Below are 20848 nucleotides of genomic sequence, written 5' to 3'. Positions count from 1 at the left end.
TTTCTTGCCAACCTTCCGTTATTTTAGAGCCACATTAATCATTTCTTGAAATATGCATTATTCCTCAACGACCCAAAAAATAGCTTACTTTTTCCTATTTTTTCTCTCGTTTACTTTATCATGGGCGCAGCCAAAGGTAAATATTGCGCAGCTAAAAGCTAAGTTTCCAGACGAAGAGATGGCATATGTCAATCGTTCGGAAAAAGTATCTATCGAAATCGTGGATAAAGCCTTGCAAATTGAGGTTTTACACCAAGAAGACCGGGTATTTTTGGATGAACGAGCGAGCGTTTGGGCCGACGAGCGCATTTATTTCTCGGATGCTTTTCAAGAAATCAAAGACTTAGAAGCTATTTCTTATATCCCCGAAAAGGCGGGTTTTAAGCGTACCCCCGTCACCAACTTCAAAACCGAACGACCTAGCCCCGGCGGGGGGATTTTTTTTGACGATATGCAAGTCAAAAAATTCACCTTCCCCGGTGCCAAACAAGGAGGAATAGGGAGTGTGTCTTATCGCGAACGCATCAAAAATCCTTATATGCTTACGGGGTTTATTTTTGGGAATTACGTACCGGTACTCAACAGCGAATTTTCGGTCACATTTCCGTCGTCAGTCAAAGTTTCTTACAAAACTTACGGCGATATGAAAGGAATTTTATTTAAACAAAGCTCCCAAAACGGCCAAACAACTTACACTTGGAAAGCCCAAAACGTCAAACCTTCGCCTCTCGAAACCGAATCTCCTTCGCTGAGGCATTATGTACCTCAGGTGTTTTTGTTTATTGAGAGCTATACCATCGACGGTCAGACGACCGAAGTACTGGGCAACGTACAAAAGCTCTTTAATTATTACAAAAGTTTGGTCAAAGACCTCAACAAAACGCCCAGCCCTCAATTACAAGCGTTGGCTGACTCGCTTACTCGCGGCAAAAGCGAACTAGACAAAATCAAATCGGTGTATTATTGGGTGCAAGACCATGTCAAATACATCGCTTTTGAAGAAGGTTTGGGGGGATTTGTACCCCGTCAAGCTGCCGATGTTTGTCAAAAACGCTACGGTGACTGCAAAGACATGGCAAGCTTGACTTCTACGCTCCTCAATCTGTCGGGCGTGCCGTCTTATTTGGTATGGATTGGCACGCGCGACATCCCCTACCGCTATGCCGAAAACCCTTCCATGAGCGTTGACAATCACATGATTGCGGCAGTGAAGTACAAAGGAGAATGGCAGTTTTTGGATGCCACCGACGACCGCATCGACTTTGGTCTCCCTACTTCTCATATTCAAGGCAAGGAGGCACTCATTATGACGTCGGAAGACAAATACGAAATCGTCCCCGTGCCGATTGCTACGCCGCTACAAAACTTCAAACGAGACTCTATTATTTTATCTATTGACGGTAAAACCCTGAAAGGAAAAGGAATGCTTTCTTTTGAAGGACTTTGGAAAACAGCCGTCAAATCGGCGGTGCAGTATCGGTCAGAAAATCAAAAAGATGAGTATTACAAATCGCTTTTGAGCAGAGGTTCAAACAAATCAGCTTTGGAGCAAAGAACCGTGTTGGGACTCAACCAACGCAATGTTCCGGTGGTATTTGATTATACTTTTCGGGTACCTGATTATGTTCAGGAAGCCGCAGGAGAGCTATTCATCAATCCTCACCTTACTCGCCCGTGGGCTGACAAACGCCAAGAAAACAATCGTAAAAATGATTGGAAACATGAGTTTACGCACGCCGAAGAAACCATAACGACACTCCCTATTCCTCAAGGGTATGAGGTGTCTTATTTGCCCACCAACGTTAGTTTTTCAAATCCTGATTTTGGTTTTAAGCTTAGTTATGAACAGAAAAACGGGCAAATCATTGTGCGTAGTAATCTTAATTTGAATACGTTGTTGGTCAAAAAAACCAGTTTTCCCGAATGGAATAAAATGGTAGCTGCCCTCAATGAAGCTTATAGTGAAGTAATTTCGTTGAAGAAGAAGTAAAAAAAAAAGAGGCTTTTGAGCCTCTTTTTTTTTTACTTCTTCTTGGGACTACCCAACAGACGATTGGCCAAATCGGGCCTTTTGAGTTTGTTGAGGCGGTTTCTTATCATGTCTTTGTACTCGGGTTTATACCAAAAGAAAAAGCGATTTTGGTTTTGTTTTTCTTCCCGCGTTTTGGCCGTATAAACAGGCTTCAAAGTATAAGGATGTACGCCCGAATAATATATCACCTCTGCCACTGTCATAGGAGTAGGTGTAAAATCTTGCACTTGCTCCAGGCGAAAACCCAAATCTTTGGTTTCGGCGGCGAGATTGGCCATGTCGGCTTCCTCACATCCCGGATGCGAAGAGATAAAATAAGGAATCAGCGGTTGATTGAGATTGTGCTTGTCCTGTATTTTATCGTATTTCTGTTTAAACAACTTAAAATACTTAAAGGAAGGCTTACGCATCACGCGGAGGGTATCATCAGAAGTATGTTCAGGTGCTACTTTTAGCCGCCCCGATACATGCCGCGTAATGAGCTGCTCCATGTATTCGTCATGATTGCCGTCTTTGTTGTTTTTGTTGAAATCATCTACTAACAAATCATACCGAACTCCTGAACCCACAAATGCTTTCTTGACCTTGGGATGCGCATCTACTTTGCGATAAAGCTCAGTGAGTGGCTTATGAGAAGTATCCAAATTGGAACAAATGACGGGATGAATACAACTTGGGCTCGAACAACGCGCACAAATTGACTCATCTTTGCCTTTCATGCGGTACATATTGGCCGAAGGCCCTCCCAAATCCGAAATGTAGCCTTTAAATTCAGGGTGCTTTGTCACTTCTTCCACCTCTTTCATGATTGACTTTTCGCTACGAGAGGCAATAAACTTACCCTGGTGCGCCGAAATAGTACAAAAACTACATCCACCAAAACACCCACGGTGCATATTGATAGAGAATTTAATCATTTCATAAGCCGGAATTGTACCCCGATTTTTGTATTTGGGGTGGGGCAAACGCGTATATGGCAAATCAAAAGAAGCATCCATTTCCTTCTCGTCCATGATTTTGAACGGCGGATTGATAACCAATAGCTGCTCCCCAATCTGCTGCGTAATACGATTGGCTTGCCATTTATTGGATTCAACTTCTACAATCTTAAAGTTTGCGGCATATTTGATTTTATCGGCCAAGCATACTTCATGACTCGATAGCTCCACGGTTTCCCAGTCATTATAGCGGGGCAGTTCGGCAGAAGAAGGCTGCAAATAGGCTACCTGATTGATGTCTTGCAAATCAGCGAAAGTCTGCCCTTCTTTCAATCGTCTCAATATTTCGCGCAAAGGCTGCTCACCCATTCCATATACCAAAAGGTCGGCTTTTGAGTCCACCAAAATCGACGGCATCAGCTGATCTTTCCAATAATCGTAGTGAGTCACTCGGCGCAAAGAAGCCTCAATGCCACCAATCAATACCGGCACCTCAGGATACAGTTGTTTGAGAATATTGGTATAAACCGTCGTGGCATAATCGGGCCTAAAACCAGCTTCTCCTCCGGGGGTATAAGAGTCGTTGGAACGTAAACGTTTGTTGGCTGTATAGTGGTTTACCATCGAATCCATGCAGCCGGCCGTCACGCCAAAGAAATATTTAGGTGTACCAAACTTTTTAAAGTCCCTTAAATCGTCTTTCCAGTTGGGCTGAGCCACAATCGCCACCTTGAAGCCTTCACTCTCTATGATACGCCCAATGACCGCCGTTCCGAAAGCTGGGTGGTCTACGTAGGCATCGCCCGATATAAGCACCACATCTACGTCATTCCAGCCTCGTTTTTCTACCTCTTTTTTTGTTAAAGGCAACCAATCTGTTATGGGTCTTTCCACCATCATTTTTTCTTAAATTTTCTTGCAAAGTCGAATGGGTACGCGGTAGTTTAACCAAAGATAACCCTAAATAGTTTGAAACAAAACAGTTCACAACCAACAATATCGTCATACTGCTTGCTGTGAACTGCTCCTGTTAAGTCTTATCCGACAGGTTTATCGGGCTACTTCAATATTTACCACTTTTCCTTTGATAGTATTGCCAGTCATGGCTTCTACTACCTTACGGGCATCGCGCTCTGGTACATCCACAAACGAGTAAGCATCAAAGATGTCGATAGAACCAATCACACGTCCTGGGATACCCGCTTCGCCAGCAATAGCCCCTACGATGTCGCGAGGTTGTACGCGGTCTTTGCGACCTACGCTCACAAACAACCGAACCATACCGGGGTCATTGCGTCTTGCGCGGTCATTGCCACCACGGCTATCGCGGTCGCCACGGCCTCCTCGGTCGTTACTACCACGGCCAGCATCTCTGTCTCTGCCAAAACGCCCACCTCTATCTTCACTTCTAGCGCCTCTATCTTTACCAAACTTACGCTCTTCTTCCCAAGCCAAATCAGTATCAGCAAATTCGCTTTTCTGAACACCCATATTGATTTTGACCAAGGCTGCCACAATCACTTCTGTGCTCAAGCCAGTTGTGTGATGCAACATGGTAAGCATGTCGTTGTAGATTTCCAAATCTCCTTCGGAAGCTGCTTGCTCTACTTGCTCAATAAAACGAGCTTTCCGAACGCCTACGATATCTTCAAAACTTGGAATCACTCCTTTTTCAATACGCACTTTGGTATAGCTCTCAATTTGACGGAGACGATATTTTTCATCTTTCGCTACCAAAGTCAACGCCTTACCTGTACGACCGGCACGACCTGTACGGCCAATACGGTGTACATAATACTCTTCGTCGAGTGGTAAGTCAAAATTGATTACGGCGTCTACCCCTGATACATCAATACCACGAGCTGCTACATCGGTAGCGACAAGGATATTGGTAGTATTGGCTCTAAATTTTGCCATCACGTTGTTACGTTGTGCTTGACGTAAATCACCGTGTAGCCCTTCTGCTTGATAGCCTCTTACCATCAATTCTTCCGTAATCTCATCCACTTTACGTTTAGTATTACAGAAAATAATGACTTGTTTGAGGTCATAAGCGTCGATTAGGCGGCAAGTTACTTCGCTTTTAGCGCGTTGTTTTACTTCAAAACATACCTGTTCGATATTTTCATTCGTAACTTCTTTGCGCGTTACTTTTACCAATACAGGGTCATTTTGAAACTTCTGCGTAATAGCCATGATAGGCTTTGACATCGTTGCCGAAAACAACACCGTTTGGCGTTCTTCTGGAATATCTTCCAAGATACTCTCAATATCTTCACGGAAGCCCATGTCGAGCATTTCGTCAGCTTCGTCAAGTACTACGTAGCTTACTTTGTCGAGTTTTAGGGCACGACGTTCCATCAAGTCCATGGTACGTCCAGGAGTACCTACTACGATTTGAACGCCTCCTCTCAACGACCGAATCTGACGCTCAATAGAGTCACCGCCGTAAACTGTTTCGATTTTAAGGCCTTTTTTAAATTGGGACAAGCGGCGTAGTTCGTCTGTTACTTGAACAGCCAACTCACGGGTAGGACATAAAACAAGTACTTGCGTGTGTTTATCATCTACTTCTACCAACTCCAAGGCTGGCAAACCAAACGCTGCTGTTTTTCCGGTTCCGGTTTGAGCTTGGCCTATGACATCAAGACCTTGCAACAAATGAGGAATCGCTTGCGCTTGGATAGGAGAGGGTTTTTCAAAACCCATTTCGGTCACTGCTTTCAGCGCTTCGTCTGACAAGCCAAGTGATTGAAAATTCAAATTTTCTTCTTGCATTTTTTAAATTAGTAATGAGCATTTAGTTGTGAGCAAAGAGTACACCACAACTGGGAAGAAAGTGCCTTTCTTTTTTCCCAATACTGAAGACTTACTCAATACTCGCGTAAAAAGCACTGCAGCCCGAAGAGTCTCTGTAAACATTTACAGAAGGCCTGCGTGTATTTCTGAGGACGACGAAGAGAGGAGAGTTTGCAGGGAGCCACTACTAGAAAACAGCTACGACGTATACAAAAACAGTGCTGTAACTATTGACTGCAAACTGCCTACTTTTAAAAGTACCCTGACACAAAAAATCGCAGAGACGAACGAGCTTGTTCGTGCAGTAAAAACTTATGCAAAAGTAAGACAAATTCTTGAAATAAGAATGAAGAGAATATTAAATTTTGTATTTTTCTTAGCAAAATAATATTTGCAAAAGGTATTAGGCTATTTCGGTGACGGCACCAGCCTCACATTTGAGAACGCGAGCGGGGTATTTCTTAAGAAAGTCATAATTGTGAGTAGCCATCAAGATAGCGGTGCCTGCGGTATTGATAGCCTGAAAAACTTGCATGATTTGCTCTCCTACTTCGGGGTCTAGATTTCCGGTAGGCTCATCGGCCAGCAAAATCTGCGGTTCGTTGAGCATAGCCCGTGCAATCACCACGCGTTGCTGCTCACCACCTGAGAGCTGATGAGGCATTTTTTTTTGAAGCGTACCTAAGCCTACTTGCATTAGTACTTCGGAGATACGATTTTTGATAGACGCTTTGTCGGTCCAGCCGGTAGCACGGAGTACAAACTCAAGATTTTCCTCTACATTGCGGTCAAAAAACAATTGAAAATCTTGAAATACAATTCCTATTTTACGTCTTAAAAAAGGAACATCCGACCGCTTTAGTTTCTGTAATTCATAGCCTACCACTTTGCCTCTGCCCGATTCGAGCCACAAATCACCGTAAAGGGTTTTGAGAAGAGAGCTTTTGCCGCTACCTGTCCGCCCAATCAAAAACACAAAATCGCCTTTGTTGATTTCAAAATTGACATCCGACAAAACAAGCTTGTTACCGTTTTGGTAAATATCAGTGTTTTCTAATTGGATAATAGGGTCCGATGAAAAAGCAGTCATAGTTCTGATAGGCAATAAAGAAGGCGAGCAATGCGCCTACACTAAGGTACATTGCTCGCTTTATAAACTAAATTATTGATTTCCTTTTTTGTAGTCGGCCAAGAATTTTTCTAAGCCAAGATCCGTAAGAGGATGTTTGAGGAGCGACGTAATCACGCTGAGGGGACACGTAACCACATCAGCACCTAGCTCAGCGCACTTGAGAAGGTGAATCGGGTGGCGTACCGACGCGGCCAATACTTCGGTCGTAAAACCGTAGTTTTGGTAAATATTCACAATCTGCTCAATCAAATCCATTCCGTCCATTGACACATCATCCAAACGACCAATAAAAGGAGAGACATAAGTAGCTCCTGCTTTGGCCGCAAGTAAAGCTTGCCCCGCCGAAAATACCAAGGTGCAGTTGGTTTTGATGCCACGATCCGACAAATGCTTGATGGCTTTGACACCATCCTTAATCATAGGGACTTTGACTACGATTTTATCATCGATTTCAATCAACTCCTCGGCCTCTTTGATCATTCCGTCAAATTCGGTCGAAATCACCTCCGCACTTACATCTCCATCTACGATATCGCAGATAGCTTTGTAATGAGCCATGATTTTGGCTTTGCCCGTGATTCCCTCTTTGGCCATAAGCGAAGGATTGGTCGTAACTCCGTCGAGTACGCCCAATTCGTAGGCTTCCTGAATTTCTTTTAAGTTGGCAGTATCAATGAAAAATTTCATTCTGGTGAGTTTTGTTTGGTTTTGTACTTGCAAAAGTAGTTAAACCGTTTATTTCTAAAAAGATATTTTTGTGTACAAAAAGATAAACAATGCTTTGGGTTTCGTCAAGACCTCCTATTTATCATTTCTTTAGGGCAATTACCTGTGCTTTATCGTTGTTTTTGGCGAGTATTAGTTGAGGCTGTCCAGACGGCTGTCTGAGAGTAGCGATATGCCTCACTTGCCCTTTTACCAAGGTACTTAAAGCCCTTACCTCAAACTCCCCCTTGCCTTGATTGAGGAGTACGGTTCCATAGTCTGCATCATAACGCCCCATTTGGATGTTGTTGTCATAAAAATTGCCCGCAATGAGCACATCAGGTAGTTTATCGCCGTTGACATCGATGATTTGCCCCGCCCGAAAAGTAGTCCATTGTGCTTTGATAGGCAGCGGTTTTAGCGTGAAGTTACCTTTACCATCATTGAGCAAAATACAATTGGCAAACTCCGTCGCTGTTAGGATTTTCATTTTCTCTAATTTATCTCTCCCAAAAAGCGCTTCTACACTTGCTTGCGCAAAATCTTTGGCATGAATGTATTGTTTTTTGATAAACGGAAACTGCTTATCGGTTTCCATTTTATTGGCAAAAAGGGTCTCCTGTCCGTTGAGAAAATAAGTCAAAATTTGATCTACCCTGTCATTTTTATCAATATCTCCTACGTAAAGCTTTACGGGCTGCTCAGGAGTAGCTTTGAGACGACTATTCAAGCCCAGATTTCCGACCAAAATATCCAAATCTCCGTCGGCGTCGAAATCGCTCGTGAGGGTAAAATTCCACCAACCTTTGGCTTCAGTAAGCATTTTTTTGGTAAATGTACCCTTGTTATTTTCCATTATACATACGCCTTGCCACTCTATAGAAAGTACCAAATCCGTATCTTTATCACCTTCAATATCAACCAATTCTACGTTTTTCACCATCCCAATATTTTTCAAGTCGGGGGCTATTTTTTCAGTTATATCCACAAATTTTCCCGTGCCGTCGTTTTGAAGTAAATAAGAACGAGGATTGTCTCCGTAAGCCTTCGGGATAGAGCGCCCCCCGATAAACAAATCCATTTTGCCATCACCCGTAAAATCAAACGCTCTTACGGTAGAGGCAGTCACAAACAAGTCCGTAAAAGCGTCCTTTTTTCGGGCAAAATTCCCTTTACCGTCATTGAGATATACGCGCGGTTGGAGGTATTCGGAGTTACCAAAAAATTCGTTGCCACCACTTGCGACTATCAAGTCGAGATGCGAGTCGGCGTTGACATCCGCAAACACCGCATCTACGTCTTCATAAGCACTATCCTTGGCGATTTCGGGTTGTTTTAAATACACAAATTTACCCTTGGCGTTTTGGAGATATACCTTGCTGACCCCGTCGCGGGCATTTCCCAAAAACACATCTTCAAGGCCGTCACGATTGATATCGCCGAGCGCCAAAGCAGGGCCTTCCGAAGAGGCCAAATGCGGAATAAGAGCTTCCCGGTCAAATTCATTGAAGTTGTTTTCTTGATGTACAAAATCCAACCCCGACGCCTCTGTCACATCTTCTACTGCTACGCTCCGAATCATCTTTGCCACAAAAGCCGCATAATCAAATACCGGCAGCGTAGCTTGATAAGTGATCGTAATGGAGCTAGGCAAATTTTTAGGGTCTATTTTTTGAAAACGTTTGTCAGGCCAAATTACATACATAGAATCTACTTCCGCTTTATTGCCAAGGCCAATCGTCAAAGGTACTTCCATACTTGCCTGAAACCCTCTTACCGGAAACTTCTCGTAAGACAGCACTTCTTTACCCTTAAATATCAAACACTTAGCTCCGATGGCATTCCGATTGTGGGAAGAGCCTTTCAGATGCAGCGTCAAAGATTGATGAGTGGGAGCATATTCATTAGCTAGGTTTTCATAGATAAAGGCTTTGTCGTTGATGTTGTTGGTAATGACTTCTAGGTCACCGTCATTATCCAAATCTGCATAAACAGCACCGTTTGAAAAGGAAGGTTTATCATTCATAATACGGTTTTGCCAGTCCTGAAATTGCAGAGTTGGAGTATTGAGATAAAACTTATTAGGTAATTTGATTTCGGGCAAAATCTCCACCACCGAAGGGTCATCTTCCGTAAATTCCCCTTTGTTCATTTTGGCCTGAATGCTTTCGTTTGATACAAATTGTATGTAATCAATGTCATTCATGCGCTTAGGAATACCGTTTGAGATAAATAAATCCTTGCGGCCGTCGTTGTCAAAATCCATAAAAAGAGGTGCCCACGACCAGTCGGTGGCATATACTCCAGTATACATCCCAATTTCTGAAAAAGCGCCTTGGGGATTTTTTTGAGCTGACAAGGGTCCTAAATTGAGCTGTAGATTGTTTCTGGCAAACTGATGATTGTAGCCTTGGCGTATTTTATATTTAAAAATATTGTAAGAGTCTTCTCCTTCCGACCGTTTCAGGATTTCTTTATCGTAGGGCAACATATCCAAAGAAATGATTTCGGGCAGGATGTCGTTGTTGATATCTCCAATATCAATTCCCATCGAAAATTGGCTTGTGTGCATTATTTGGTTTTCCAAATCTTCTTTAAACTGCCCATTTTGCTGATTGATATAGAGATAGTCATTTTCGTGAAAATCATTGCCAATGTACATATCTGGATAGCCGTCAAAATTGACATCGCCTACGCCAACACCCAGTCCATATCCTAGCACATCACTCACGATACGTGCCTCCAAAGTCACCTCTTTGAAAACAGGCTTAACCATCTGACCTTCAGAAGAATACTGACTGTCATTTCTAAAAAACTTATCGCCCGCCGTAGGGTGCATCTTGCCCTGAAATACCGAGCGGAATCCAAAAGTGCCATTTTGATGAACGGAATGATTGAGTTGAAAAAAGTCTAAATCTCCGTCTAAATCATAATCAAAAAAGGCAGCTTGCGTACCAAATCCTACCAAATCTAGTCCATATTCTTTGGCTTTTTCTTCATAAATAGGCACGCCTTCTTTGGTGATTTCCTTACAAATAAAGAGCAAATTACGGCCATTAAATCCCTGAAAACCGCCCACTTGATTGATATACAAATCTAGTTTTCCGTCTTGATTGATATCCACTACCGAAACCCCATTGGCCCAGCCTTTGGCAAGATTGATATTGGTTTGGGGAGTTACATCCTCAAACTTAAGTTTTCCACGATTGATATAAAGACGGTTTTGGGCGAGATTGCCCGTAAAACAAACATCGATCAAGCCGTCGTTGTTGAAGTCACCAGCGCCTACGCCACTACCATTATAAAAATACATATAATTGAAAATATTGAGTTCATTGGTCGCTTTCAAATCATTTGAAAACGCAATGCCCGTTTGACTCGCCTCCAGTAATCGAAAGGCAGGAACTGCTTTCTCGGCTTTTTGACAAGAAACCAATACCGCAAAAAGTAAAAAAAGATAAATAGACTTCATTAAAAACAATATTTATAAAACTTTCGAAACTCCAACTTGGCAAGTTTGGCGATTCTAATTTGTTTGATTTTAAAACTCAAAATTATAAGCTAGGCTTACAATTGGTGCGGCAAATATTTGGAGTTTTTGGGCCACACTCGTACCATTTTCGGTCTTAAAAAAGACCGAATAGACATTTTTACGAGCATACAAGTTGTAGGCCGTAAATGCCCAGTGTCCCTTAAAACGTCTATCTTTCATCCGTGGATTGTAAATATTCCACGCAAAATCTAGCCGATGATAATCCGGAACGCGTCGGTTGTTGCGAGCTTCGTAAAAGGGGAAGTAATTGTTAAGGTAATTTACAAAACCCACAGGCTCCGTATAAGGTCGGCCTTTGCTGTACATAAAAGTAAAACTGAAGGAATTGTGGTCGTCCACAAAAATATCAATGGAAGTATTGAACGTATGAGGCCGGTCGTAATTGGCAGCATACCAGTTGCCATTGTTGACACGCTCAATAGGCGCGATGCCGTCATACGTACGATTGAAGGTACGCGAATACGTATAATTGGCCCAGCCCGTTAGTTTGCCTTTCTTTTTGGTCAGCATCAGTTCTACTCCATACGCTTTACTTACGCCTTGTACGATTTGGGTTTCGGGATACTTTTGAAGTAAAAAATCAGCGCCTGGTTTATAATCGACCATGTTTTGGGTGTATCTATAATACCCCTCCAACGAAACTTCGTAAATGTCTTTGTTGAAAGATTGGTAATACCCCGCCGACGCCAAATTGCTTATTTGTGGCTTGATGTTCCGGTCGCTGGTTTTCCAGCGAGACGTTGGAATAGGCGTGGTAGTATTGGAAATAATCTGTACATATTGCCGCATCAAATTATACCCAAATTTTAAGGAAATTTTGTCGGTGATGGTGTATCTTATGCCTAGCCGTGGCTCTAGTCCACCATAGGTTTTGAGAGGTTTGCCCTTGGCTACCGCCACTGTATCAACGACCGAAAAGTCGTCGCGTGGCTCTCCTGCTTCATAATTCCGATAATCGTTGGGTCCCAAAGCCATAAACAGCGAATAACGCAATCCCAACGAAAAAGCCCACTTTTTGGAATAGCTAAATTCTTCGTCTGCATACCAAGCCCATTCATTGGCGTATTCGGTAGGGGTGGTCACGTACTTTACGCTTTCGCTCTGATTGGGCTGAAGGGTACCGGGAGCGATGGTATAATTTGTAAAAACAATTCCTGACTCTATTTTGTGATTTTCAGATTGCCAATTCAAATTAGATTTTAGTTGTTTTTGCACAATAGACGATTCCAAACGAACGGGATTGTCGGTATCTTTTTCGAGGGTAGAGATAGTGGGCGCATAGTGCGCATACACGGCTGTGGTCTGCATGTCAAGTTTGGGCGAAATCACGTGTAGCCACCGCGCCATCGCGTTGGTGGCTTGGTGTTCATAAAAGGTACTCACCCCAATCACATTGGGCAAACTGGGCAACAAATCTGTTTTGAACAAATCGTAACTTTTGTAGGCCATTGCTGTTACGGTATTGCGCTGATTTACTTTCCAAAACGCTTTCATCACTCCTTCTCCAAATTTGGCTTTGATGCCCTTGAGGCGTTCGGACGCAATAGGAAGCAAAAAATCATTGAATGCACCTCTTCCAGCCGCATATACACCTAGTTTTCCTTTGACAATGGGCGCATCCAACATCAAGCGATTGGATACCACACTGATACCTCCTTTGCCCTTCCATGTTTCGAGGTTGGGGTTTTTCAAAGCTATATCCATCACCGAAGCAGCTCTACCTCCGTAGCGTCCGGGTACATTTCCTTTGTATAAATCCAGCCCTGCTACAGCATCGGGAGGAAATACCGAAAACAACCCAAACATATGCGTAGGGTTAAAAATAGGCGTATCGTCGAGCAAGATGAGGTTTTGGTCGGTAGTTCCCCCTCTGATATTGACGCCATTGGAAGCTTCGCCTACGCTTGTTACACCCGGAAGCATCTGAATGCCTCTCAACAAATCGACTTCCCCAAATGCCGCTGGCAATTTTTGGAAAGTTTTCATATTGAGCTGATTTACTCCCAAGATTGGCTGTCGTACGGTTTGGTCAAATCCTTTGGTGGTAATCACTACTTGCTCCAGCTGATGTTCTACTTTAGAAAGAACAACCTCTATTTTCAAATTTCCTTTTAAAGAGGGGATGTATTTTGAGAATGGTACATATCCCAAATATCGAATCGCCAGAACATGGTTGCCACTACCCGCATTGATCGCAAACTTTCCTTCGGCGTCGCTGCGGGTGGCGTATAGTTTTTTGTTTCTATCCATCACAATCGTGGCACCTTCTAGGGGCGCATTGGTCAGCGAGTCACGCACAATCCCACTAATAAGGTAGCTCTGAGCTATGATTTCTAAACTTCCTAGAAGCATTATCATCAAAAGTAAAAATCTTGTTTTCATCGCCAACCAAAAGGGGGGATAGAAGTTCGGGTAAGGCTATTTTTACAAATACCCAACGGAATGTCAGGGCGTTCGTTGGAGGCATCTTCCAAGAGAGGGAGGCGATTGTTGAAAAATGCAAACAAACCATTGAGTGAGCCTCCTGTAGTATTGCGACGGTTCATCATCAGTCGTTTTTCGGACACCGACGATGCCGAAAAATATCCCAAAACCAATTCTTCTTCATTCTTACTATTTTTAATATTTCCTCTGATAGGGGCAGGAGGAGTATCGGCCAAAGTACCCGTATTAATAGATTGGTCTTGTAAAAGTTTAAGATACCGAAAAGCATTGGGCGACAATGACATCTGCTGCACACTCACCAAAGTAGGATTGGATTGTCGAAGAGGAATCTGAGCTACTAGACGATTTTTTTGAGGTTGACCGTCGGTATATACATCCGCCAAAATGTTGATATCAGGGCTATAAAAAATATCCCAACAACGGTTACCACAATAATAATCAAATAGATCGTTTGATTGGAGGGTAAGGTCTCGGTAGCAGCCTCCTGTTTCGCCCGTTTCATCTTCATAAATATAGTACCGCCCCTGACGACAGGTCTCGCACACGCGTTGAATTTCCCAATTTACCCATCTCCACCGATAAAAATTTTTGGAGTTAGGAATGTCGTCAAAGTCGATATAAATATCGTTGGTTGCGATTCGTTCGCTACTCGTCAGCGACCTTTTGATACCTACCTGATTAAACTCCTCCCGCATCTCTTTGATGTCCGCAACTGGGCTCATCGATTCTATGGAAGATTCGTACGTAATCCCGTCCGTAGTCTTAAACCAAAGCTGATATGTATTTCCTACTTTTGCCTTGAAAGAAGAAGGCAGATAATAATAGCCTGCTAGGGTTTCTTGCATCGCTATCTCGTCTTTATTGTTCACAATCAGCTTTACTTGGGCTTGAGTAACGGGCACCGCTTTTTGGCGGTCAAGATTGATAGAAGAAGTAAAATCTGAGCTTTTAAACTGAGTATCTTCGGGGGTTCTGAATATACTTATATACTGGGGTTCGTTCAAATCGGTAAGCGTGCCTTCTACCAACAAGTATCCTTTGGAAGTGGTGATATTGACCTGAAAGTTATCTACACATCCCCAAGCAATAGCGCCTAGCAATCCACTCCATATCAAAAGCTTTATCAGAGATTTCATAGGCAGTTTTTATTCTATCACTAATTTTTTACTCGTTGCTTGCCCTAAGTTGTTTTTCAATCTTAGCACTACTGTGCCTTTCAGCGTGGGTACATCAAAAGGATATACCACTTGAGTGTCTTTCTGAAGTTGCCCTAGTCGAAGTCTATTCACTACTATTCCAGCGGTATTGACTAGCTCAAGCTCATATTCAGCAGACGTATTTACTACAAAATCTAAAGTTACTTTTTGGCCTTGTCTCATCGGGTTGGGGTATACCTTCCATTCTTTGGTAGGTTCCAGGGCGGTCAAAACCGACAAGCCATCTCTAATGACCGTGATTTGAGCGGGAGAATCGCACTGCCATGCAAAACGAACCAACAATTGCGCTGAAGTCGCATCGTAAAAAGCTTGATTGTCTTTGTTAAATAAGTTTTCTTGAAAAACAACCTGAATCGTTTGACCATTGAGTATTACGGTTTTCGGAAAAGAGGTGATATTTTCAAATTCAAAGATTATCGCTCTGGCAGCCAAGCTTTTATCAAATTTTTGACGGCGCCTGATTTGCACTTGTACGGTATCGGTCACGGTTTTTCCAATAAAGTCAATAAGCTCTATTTGGTTATTTTTCAACGAATTAGGATTTTTCCCGTCATCATGAAACATCGTAAATGAAGAGTTTCTTACCGATACATCCTGAAAAAATTTGACCGTAAGGCTATCCGAAATATAAGAGTCAGTAGAAGACTTAGCCGAAGATGCCAAAGGAATAAAGCTTCCCGCCTTGGCATAAACAGGGATATTTTCGTTGGTCACTTTTTCAAAAACATTAGCGTCGCCATTGTGCAGTTGATTGGTCCAAAAATTAAACCATTTCCCTTTGGGCAATACTACTTTTCGCACCAGCATCCCGTGCAGCAAAATAGGTGCAACGAGCAGATTTTCTCCAAAAAAATACTGATCTGTGATATTTTTGTTGGTGTTTGTCAATTCAAAATAATCCATCGACAGGCATAGTGGCCGCCCTGTGGTACTGTTTTGATAAGCCAAACTATAGGTATAAGGCAACAACTCATAGCGGAGCTTGACATGACGTTTGACAATATCATAAAAAGGTTGAGAAAGATTATATGGCTCCGTACTTGACCTCTGTCCGTGCGCTCGCATGATAGGCGAAAATGTCCCAAACTGAAACCAACGCATATCCATTTCCTCATCTTTTTCTCTTTTGTCGGGACCAGTCGCAAAACCGCCGATGTCGGAATGCATATATGCCAAACCCGAAAATCCCGCATGAATCATCATCGGAATTTGCAACTTAAATCCCGCCCAATATCTCATCACATCTCCACTCCACGGCAAAGCTCCATATCGCTGCGACCCCGCCCAACCAGACCTAATCAAATTGAACAATCTTTGCTCAGGAAAATCACGGCGATAATTTTCATACAGGTTTTGTGCCCATGTAAGCGCATATAGATTATGCACCTGAGGCGCACTTCCGTTGACATGTACAAAATTGGAAGGATGCTCTTCAGGTTCGATTTTATCACACCACCAACCCGAAACACCTTGGCTAGTCAGTCGCTTATACTGTGCCCAGAGCCATTGTTGGGTTTGAGGCTTAAACACATCCAACAACCCCACCGTGCCGTTCCACATATCTACAGTTGTGGTCTGATTGTTGGTATTTTTTGTGAGATAACTCAGCGAATCCGCCAATCGAAAGTTTTTGGATTTGGTGGTGATATAAGGGTCACTTATCAATATCGTCTTTACGCCTTTGGCCGCCCAATCTTTCATCATTTGGGTAGGATTGGGAAAAGCCGAATTATTCCAGTCGAAATTACCCATAGTAGTGCCATCTCCATACCAATATAAGTCCAAAATCAGGGCATCAAGCGGAAAACCTTGGCTTTGTAATTTATTCACTACTTCTTTGGCTTCGGCCTCCGTCTTGTAGCCAAACTTTGATTGTAAATACCCTAAAGCCCAGCGTGGCACCAAAGGCTGCCTTCCAGTGAGCAAGGTATAATGCTCCAGAATTTCATCGTTAGAATTCCCATTGATAAAATAGTACGCCCATTTGCCTTGACTTTGGGCTTCCACATGGATTTGCGTAGAATCCAAGGCTCCAATGTACATTCGCATACTTCCGGGCAAATTGCTATCCAGAAGCAATCCATATTGGTGAGAAGATACAATAAATGGCACATTGAAACTTTGGGATAACTGAGTCGTATAGCCATAAATATCTTCAAAATAACTGGGGCGATACGTATTTTTGAACTCCAGCACTTTGCGGTTTAAATCAACCTCCGAAATACGCCCTCCCGAACCATGAAATACATCGGCAGGGTTGATTTTGAAATCTAAGTACACCGAATCCTGAGCGGCTCTAAAGTTATACTGTTGAATTTTGGTGCGCCCGTTAGACTTTAGAGATACTGCAAGAGGCTTTTTCGTAATTTCAATGCTACAATCTGTGGAGCTTATTTCTAAAGCTGTAGCACTTTCGACAATAAAATAAGTAAAACTTTGGGGTTTTAAAATTACTGAAGCCGAAGTATCTACCGAGTTTTCGTTGGTAGAAAGCCACTGGACCTTGAAAATTGAACTCGAAAATCCCTGAATCAAGATGTCGCCTTTGGTTCCGCTAATGCGCAAATCAGTGGCATTCTTCCGAAAACTCACAAAATCCCCTGCATTTTGAGAAAATAGACTATGCGTCAACAACCCAAGCAGAATCATCATCCCTATGCCCCTGTAGTGCTCCCTCATAGATTTTTTGGTTTCTCTGCTACCCTAAACACCTTCGGTACTGTATTGTTAATCAAGCATATGACACTCTTTTGCCCTTGGATGGTAATCGGCAATATCTGCTTTGTTTGACCATCCATTCTCAAACCACTGTCTTTGTCTGAAACAGTCTCAAACACTCCTTTTCCTTTGTTGATCAGTATTTTTCCTTTGCTGCCATCCAATCTCGAAAACTGTGGGATAAAATTGTGGTTATTGCCCCCGATGATGATGTCTTTGAGGCCGTCACCATTCAAATCAGTGCAGTAAGAAGCATTGATACACGAAAATTGCGCTTCCACCGGAAGTTCAATGATTGAAAAATGCCCTTTTCCATCATTGATTGCTACCGAAGATTTTTGGTAGTTGACTTCTTTGACAAGGCTTTTGGCTAAAACGTCTTCTTTAAAAAAGTCCTTAAGCGTGCGCGTAGCATACTCCGCGTGTTTGAGGCTTTCTTTTTTGAGAATGGGAAATTGCTCCATCATTTCACGTTTCAAAAACACCGGTGAATCTTTGCCATCCACTGTTTTGGTCATGATTTTGTCTATCAGTCCATTGTTGTCAAAATCGCTAACCCAGAGCTTGATAGGTTTATCAGCACTAGCTTGGAGCATGAAATTATCGCCCATATTGCCCAAGACTAAATCCATATCGTTGTCATTATCAATATCCACCGCCTCTACCCTTCCCCAAAATCCACCCATAGCTTCAAGTCCAGTGGTCAGCTTTTGGAATTGTCCATTTTTATAAGTCAAAATCAAGGGAGCCATCCAATCTCCTACCACTACAAGTTCTTTTTTATTATCCCCATCGAGGTCTTGCCAAACGGCATCTCTTACCATTCCTATTTCTTGAATTTCTTTGGGTAAAACGCTCTTAAAAGTACCGTCTCCGTTGTTTTGGAAAAGATAGCTTGGAGGGTTGAGGCCGTATTGCTTGGCTACGCTACGACTGCCCACAAAAATATCGATATCACCATCGCCGTCGTAGTCATGTGGGGCTACCACCGAGGTATTCATGCCATTGTAAGGCAAGGCTTTTTCTGTGTAAGTAAAATTCCCCTTGCCGTCGTTGAGGTAAAGCCGGTCTTGTAGTCCCCTATCATTGGCCGGAAATTCGTTGCCCCCCGTACCCACATACAAATCCAAATCGCCATCTTGGTCGGCATCAAAAAAGACGGCTTCGGTATCTTCTAAATAGATAAAGTCTTCAAATACTTTTTGCGGAGATTTGACAAATGAAGTGGCTGTTTGGAGATAAAGTTGCCCTGCTTGCTGACTAGCTCCGCAAATATAAATATCGTCTTTCCCGTCGCCGTTTACGTCTCCCACCGCCGCTTTGGGTCCCTCGGTAGAAAGTTTGACAGGAATATTTTTTTCTTCATAAAAATCCTCGTAGTCATTTTCTTTATGAGCCTCAAAAGGCCATTTTGTTTCTGCCAAAATGGTGGGCTTTATTTGATCAAAAGACAAAGTCCTCGTTGATGCGTCTTTGATGGAGAAGTTATGGGTTTTATCCACACCCAGTGCAGTCGCTACTGTGGCCTTTCCATTAGGCCATTTTATCCATACTGAATCAATTTTTGTAATCGCCCCTAATCCTACCGTAATAGGGTATTCGGTACTAGACTGAAATCCCCTTGAGGGCATGATATAACGGCTCAACACTTGCTTGTTGGCAAATATTTTAACTTCGGCTCCAATACTGCGGGGATTTTTTTGATCTCCCTTCAAAATGAATTTAGCAAAATGGCGATTGGGGATTTTTTCTGTATTGTTGCGATACACAAAGGCCTTTTGATTTACATTGTTAACAATCAAATCAAGGTCACCGTCATTGTCTAAGTCGGCATAAGCAGCCCCGTTGGAAAAGGAAGGAGTATCAAACCCAAACTTTTGGCCGACTTCTTCAAATTTTAAGCCGCCTTTATTATGAAAAAAACTATTGGCAATAGGCCGCGAAGGCATATTGGACAAAATAGCCTCAAAGCTTTTCTTTTCGCCCGATAGCACCATTTTTTGCGCCACTTCATTCGCAAAAAAGTCGATAAAATCTTGGTCAATCACATCATGATAAATGCCATTACATACATAAATATCGGTTTGGGCGTCGTTGTCAGCATCAAACATCAATGCTCCCCAACTCCAATCACTCGCCTCCACTCCACTCAAACAGGCAATTTCGCTATAAGTACCGTCTTGGTTGTTGAGCTGAAGCGCATTTTGCATAAACTGATTAGAGAAGCCTTTCTTCTGCTTCAGCTTAAACACATAATGATTTTCAAAGGAGGTGGTACTTTTGAGTCGCACCTCATCCCGAGGAAGCATATCAGTCGTGAAGATTTCTGAATATCCGTCATTATTAATATCAGCCATATCAGCCCCCATTGAGGCCAGACTTGTGTGACCAAGTCGTTGTTCGCTTTCTTCGCTAAAAGTGCCGTTACGTTGGTTGATGTAGAGATAATCTTTCTCAAAAAAATCGTTTGAAATATAAATATCAGGATAACCGTCATTGTTGACATCACCCACCGTGACACCCAATCCAAACCCAATCAAGCTTCCATAAATTCCGGCCTCCTCACTTACATCCACAAACTTATCATTGTCGTTTCTCAATAATTTATCCCCTCCCCCTTTAAGAAAATCTTTGACAGGCCAATCTTTTGCCCGAAGCGTGCGATTGTTGTCATAATTGAGGGTATTGACTGGAATAAAACTATTGTTGAGAATGTAGCAATCCAAATCACCGTCCAAATCATAATCAAAAAAAGCGGCGTGAGTGGTGTAGCCGTCTTCGTCTAGGCCGTATTCCGCCGCTTTGTTGGTAAAGGTCAGATTCCCATTATTGATAAACAGGGCATTTCCTTGCTTTTTAAATCTTTTGTCAATGCCCGCATTACACACATAAATATCCAGAAGGCCATCGTGATTGATATCGACCATTACCACACCCGTGTTCCAATGCCCCGAGTTTTCAATTCCTGCTTTGGTGGAAATATCTTCAAACTGAAAATTGCCTTTATTCAAGTAGAGTTTATTGGTTCCCATGTTGGAGGTCATGAATACATCAGGCAAGCCATCATTGTTGATATCACCTACACCTACTCCTCCTCCATTATAAAAGTTGCGATAATTGAAGATGTTAAAATCGGCGGTATTGACGACTTTATTTTCAAAGTCAATTCCCGAATTTTCGACCTTCTCAAAAACAGGCGTTTCTTTTTTTAAAGAACAAGCTTGTAAGCCTATTACCAAACAAAAAAAGTAAACAGCTTTATTTTTAAAACCTTGATTCACGAAGATTATCAATTTAGAATGGTTGATT

The 20848-nt window shown here is 42.6% G+C and carries 10 protein-coding genes; 1 reads left to right on the top strand and 9 read right to left on the bottom strand.

Features of this window, described 5'->3' with window-relative positions:
• Positions 1 to 52 precede the first annotated feature (52 nt).
• The gene (locus tag G563_RS0123380; RefSeq protein ID WP_028667462.1) at positions 53 to 1990 is read left to right on the top strand and encodes a DUF3857 domain-containing protein; all 1938 of its coding nucleotides are present in this window, start codon (positions 53 to 55) and stop codon (positions 1988 to 1990) included.
• Positions 1991 to 2022: 32 nt separating this feature from the next.
• Here the strand turns inward: G563_RS0123380 and G563_RS35640 are convergent, their stop codons facing one another.
• From G563_RS35640 to G563_RS0123330, 9 genes are all read right to left on the bottom strand, one after another.
• The gene (locus tag G563_RS35640) at positions 2023 to 3867 is read right to left on the bottom strand and encodes a YgiQ family radical SAM protein (RefSeq protein WP_037328032.1); all 1845 of its coding nucleotides are present in this window, start codon (positions 3865 to 3867) and stop codon (positions 2023 to 2025) included.
• A 153-nt stretch (positions 3868 to 4020) separates the two neighbouring features.
• Entirely contained in the window at positions 4021 to 5748 is a 1728-nt protein-coding gene (locus tag G563_RS0123370; protein WP_028667461.1) for a DEAD/DEAH box helicase, read from the bottom strand.
• Positions 5749 to 6172: 424 nt separating this feature from the next.
• Positions 6173 to 6859 (bottom strand): cell division ATP-binding protein FtsE, encoded by a 687-nt coding sequence (locus tag G563_RS0123360; protein WP_028667459.1) that lies wholly within the window; start codon positions 6857 to 6859, stop codon positions 6173 to 6175.
• A 72-nt stretch (positions 6860 to 6931) separates the two neighbouring features.
• Positions 6932 to 7588 (bottom strand): fructose-6-phosphate aldolase, encoded by a 657-nt coding sequence (gene fsa / locus G563_RS0123355; protein ID WP_028667458.1) that lies wholly within the window; start codon positions 7586 to 7588, stop codon positions 6932 to 6934.
• 121 nt (positions 7589 to 7709) lie between these two features.
• Entirely contained in the window at positions 7710 to 11078 is a 3369-nt protein-coding gene (locus G563_RS0123350) for a VCBS repeat-containing protein (protein WP_028667457.1), read from the bottom strand.
• A 69-nt stretch (positions 11079 to 11147) separates the two neighbouring features.
• Positions 11148 to 13541, bottom strand: a complete 2394-nt coding sequence (locus tag G563_RS0123345; protein ID WP_028667456.1) for a TonB-dependent receptor — start codon at positions 13539 to 13541, stop codon at positions 11148 to 11150.
• Positions 13538 to 14740, bottom strand: coding sequence for a DUF4249 domain-containing protein (locus tag G563_RS37210; protein WP_028667455.1), 1203 nt, complete (start codon positions 14738 to 14740; stop codon positions 13538 to 13540). The genes G563_RS0123345 and G563_RS37210 overlap by 4 nt, the downstream gene beginning before the upstream one ends.
• Before the next feature lie 9 nt (positions 14741 to 14749).
• Entirely contained in the window at positions 14750 to 17500 is a 2751-nt protein-coding gene (locus G563_RS0123335) for a TIM-barrel domain-containing protein (protein ID WP_028667454.1), read from the bottom strand.
• Positions 17497 to 20820: a VCBS repeat-containing protein gene (locus tag G563_RS0123330; RefSeq protein WP_028667453.1), complete on the bottom strand. Its 3324-nt coding sequence runs from the start codon at positions 20818 to 20820 to the stop codon at positions 17497 to 17499. Before G563_RS0123330 ends, G563_RS0123335 begins: the two co-directional genes overlap by 4 nt.
• Positions 20821 to 20848: the final 28 nt, after the last annotated feature.

This window comes from Runella zeae DSM 19591, assembly GCF_000423565.1.
Lineage (GTDB): Bacteria > Bacteroidota > Bacteroidia > Cytophagales > Spirosomataceae > Runella > Runella zeae.
Note: the sequence above shows the minus strand (reverse complement) of the source record. Positions and strands in the feature narration are given on the sequence as shown.

Excerpts from the sequence above, each read along its gene's own strand:
- G563_RS0123380 (WP_028667462.1), top strand. The coding sequence starts at position 53 with ATGCATTATTCCTCAACGACCCAAAAAATAGCTTACTTTTTCCTATTT.
- G563_RS35640 (WP_037328032.1), bottom strand. The coding sequence starts at position 3,867 with ATGGTGGAAAGACCCATAACAGATTGGTTGCCTTTAACAAAAAAAGAG.
- G563_RS0123370 (WP_028667461.1), bottom strand. The coding sequence starts at position 5,748 with ATGCAAGAAGAAAATTTGAATTTTCAATCACTTGGCTTGTCAGACGAA.
- G563_RS0123360 (WP_028667459.1), bottom strand. The coding sequence starts at position 6,859 with ATGACTGCTTTTTCATCGGACCCTATTATCCAATTAGAAAACACTGAT.
- fsa (WP_028667458.1), bottom strand. The coding sequence starts at position 7,588 with ATGAAATTTTTCATTGATACTGCCAACTTAAAAGAAATTCAGGAAGCC.
- G563_RS0123350 (WP_028667457.1), bottom strand. The coding sequence starts at position 11,078 with ATGAAGTCTATTTATCTTTTTTTACTTTTTGCGGTATTGGTTTCTTGT.
- G563_RS0123345 (WP_028667456.1), bottom strand. The coding sequence starts at position 13,541 with ATGAAAACAAGATTTTTACTTTTGATGATAATGCTTCTAGGAAGTTTA.
- G563_RS37210 (WP_028667455.1), bottom strand. The coding sequence starts at position 14,740 with ATGAAATCTCTGATAAAGCTTTTGATATGGAGTGGATTGCTAGGCGCT.
- G563_RS0123335 (WP_028667454.1), bottom strand. The coding sequence starts at position 17,500 with ATGAGGGAGCACTACAGGGGCATAGGGATGATGATTCTGCTTGGGTTG.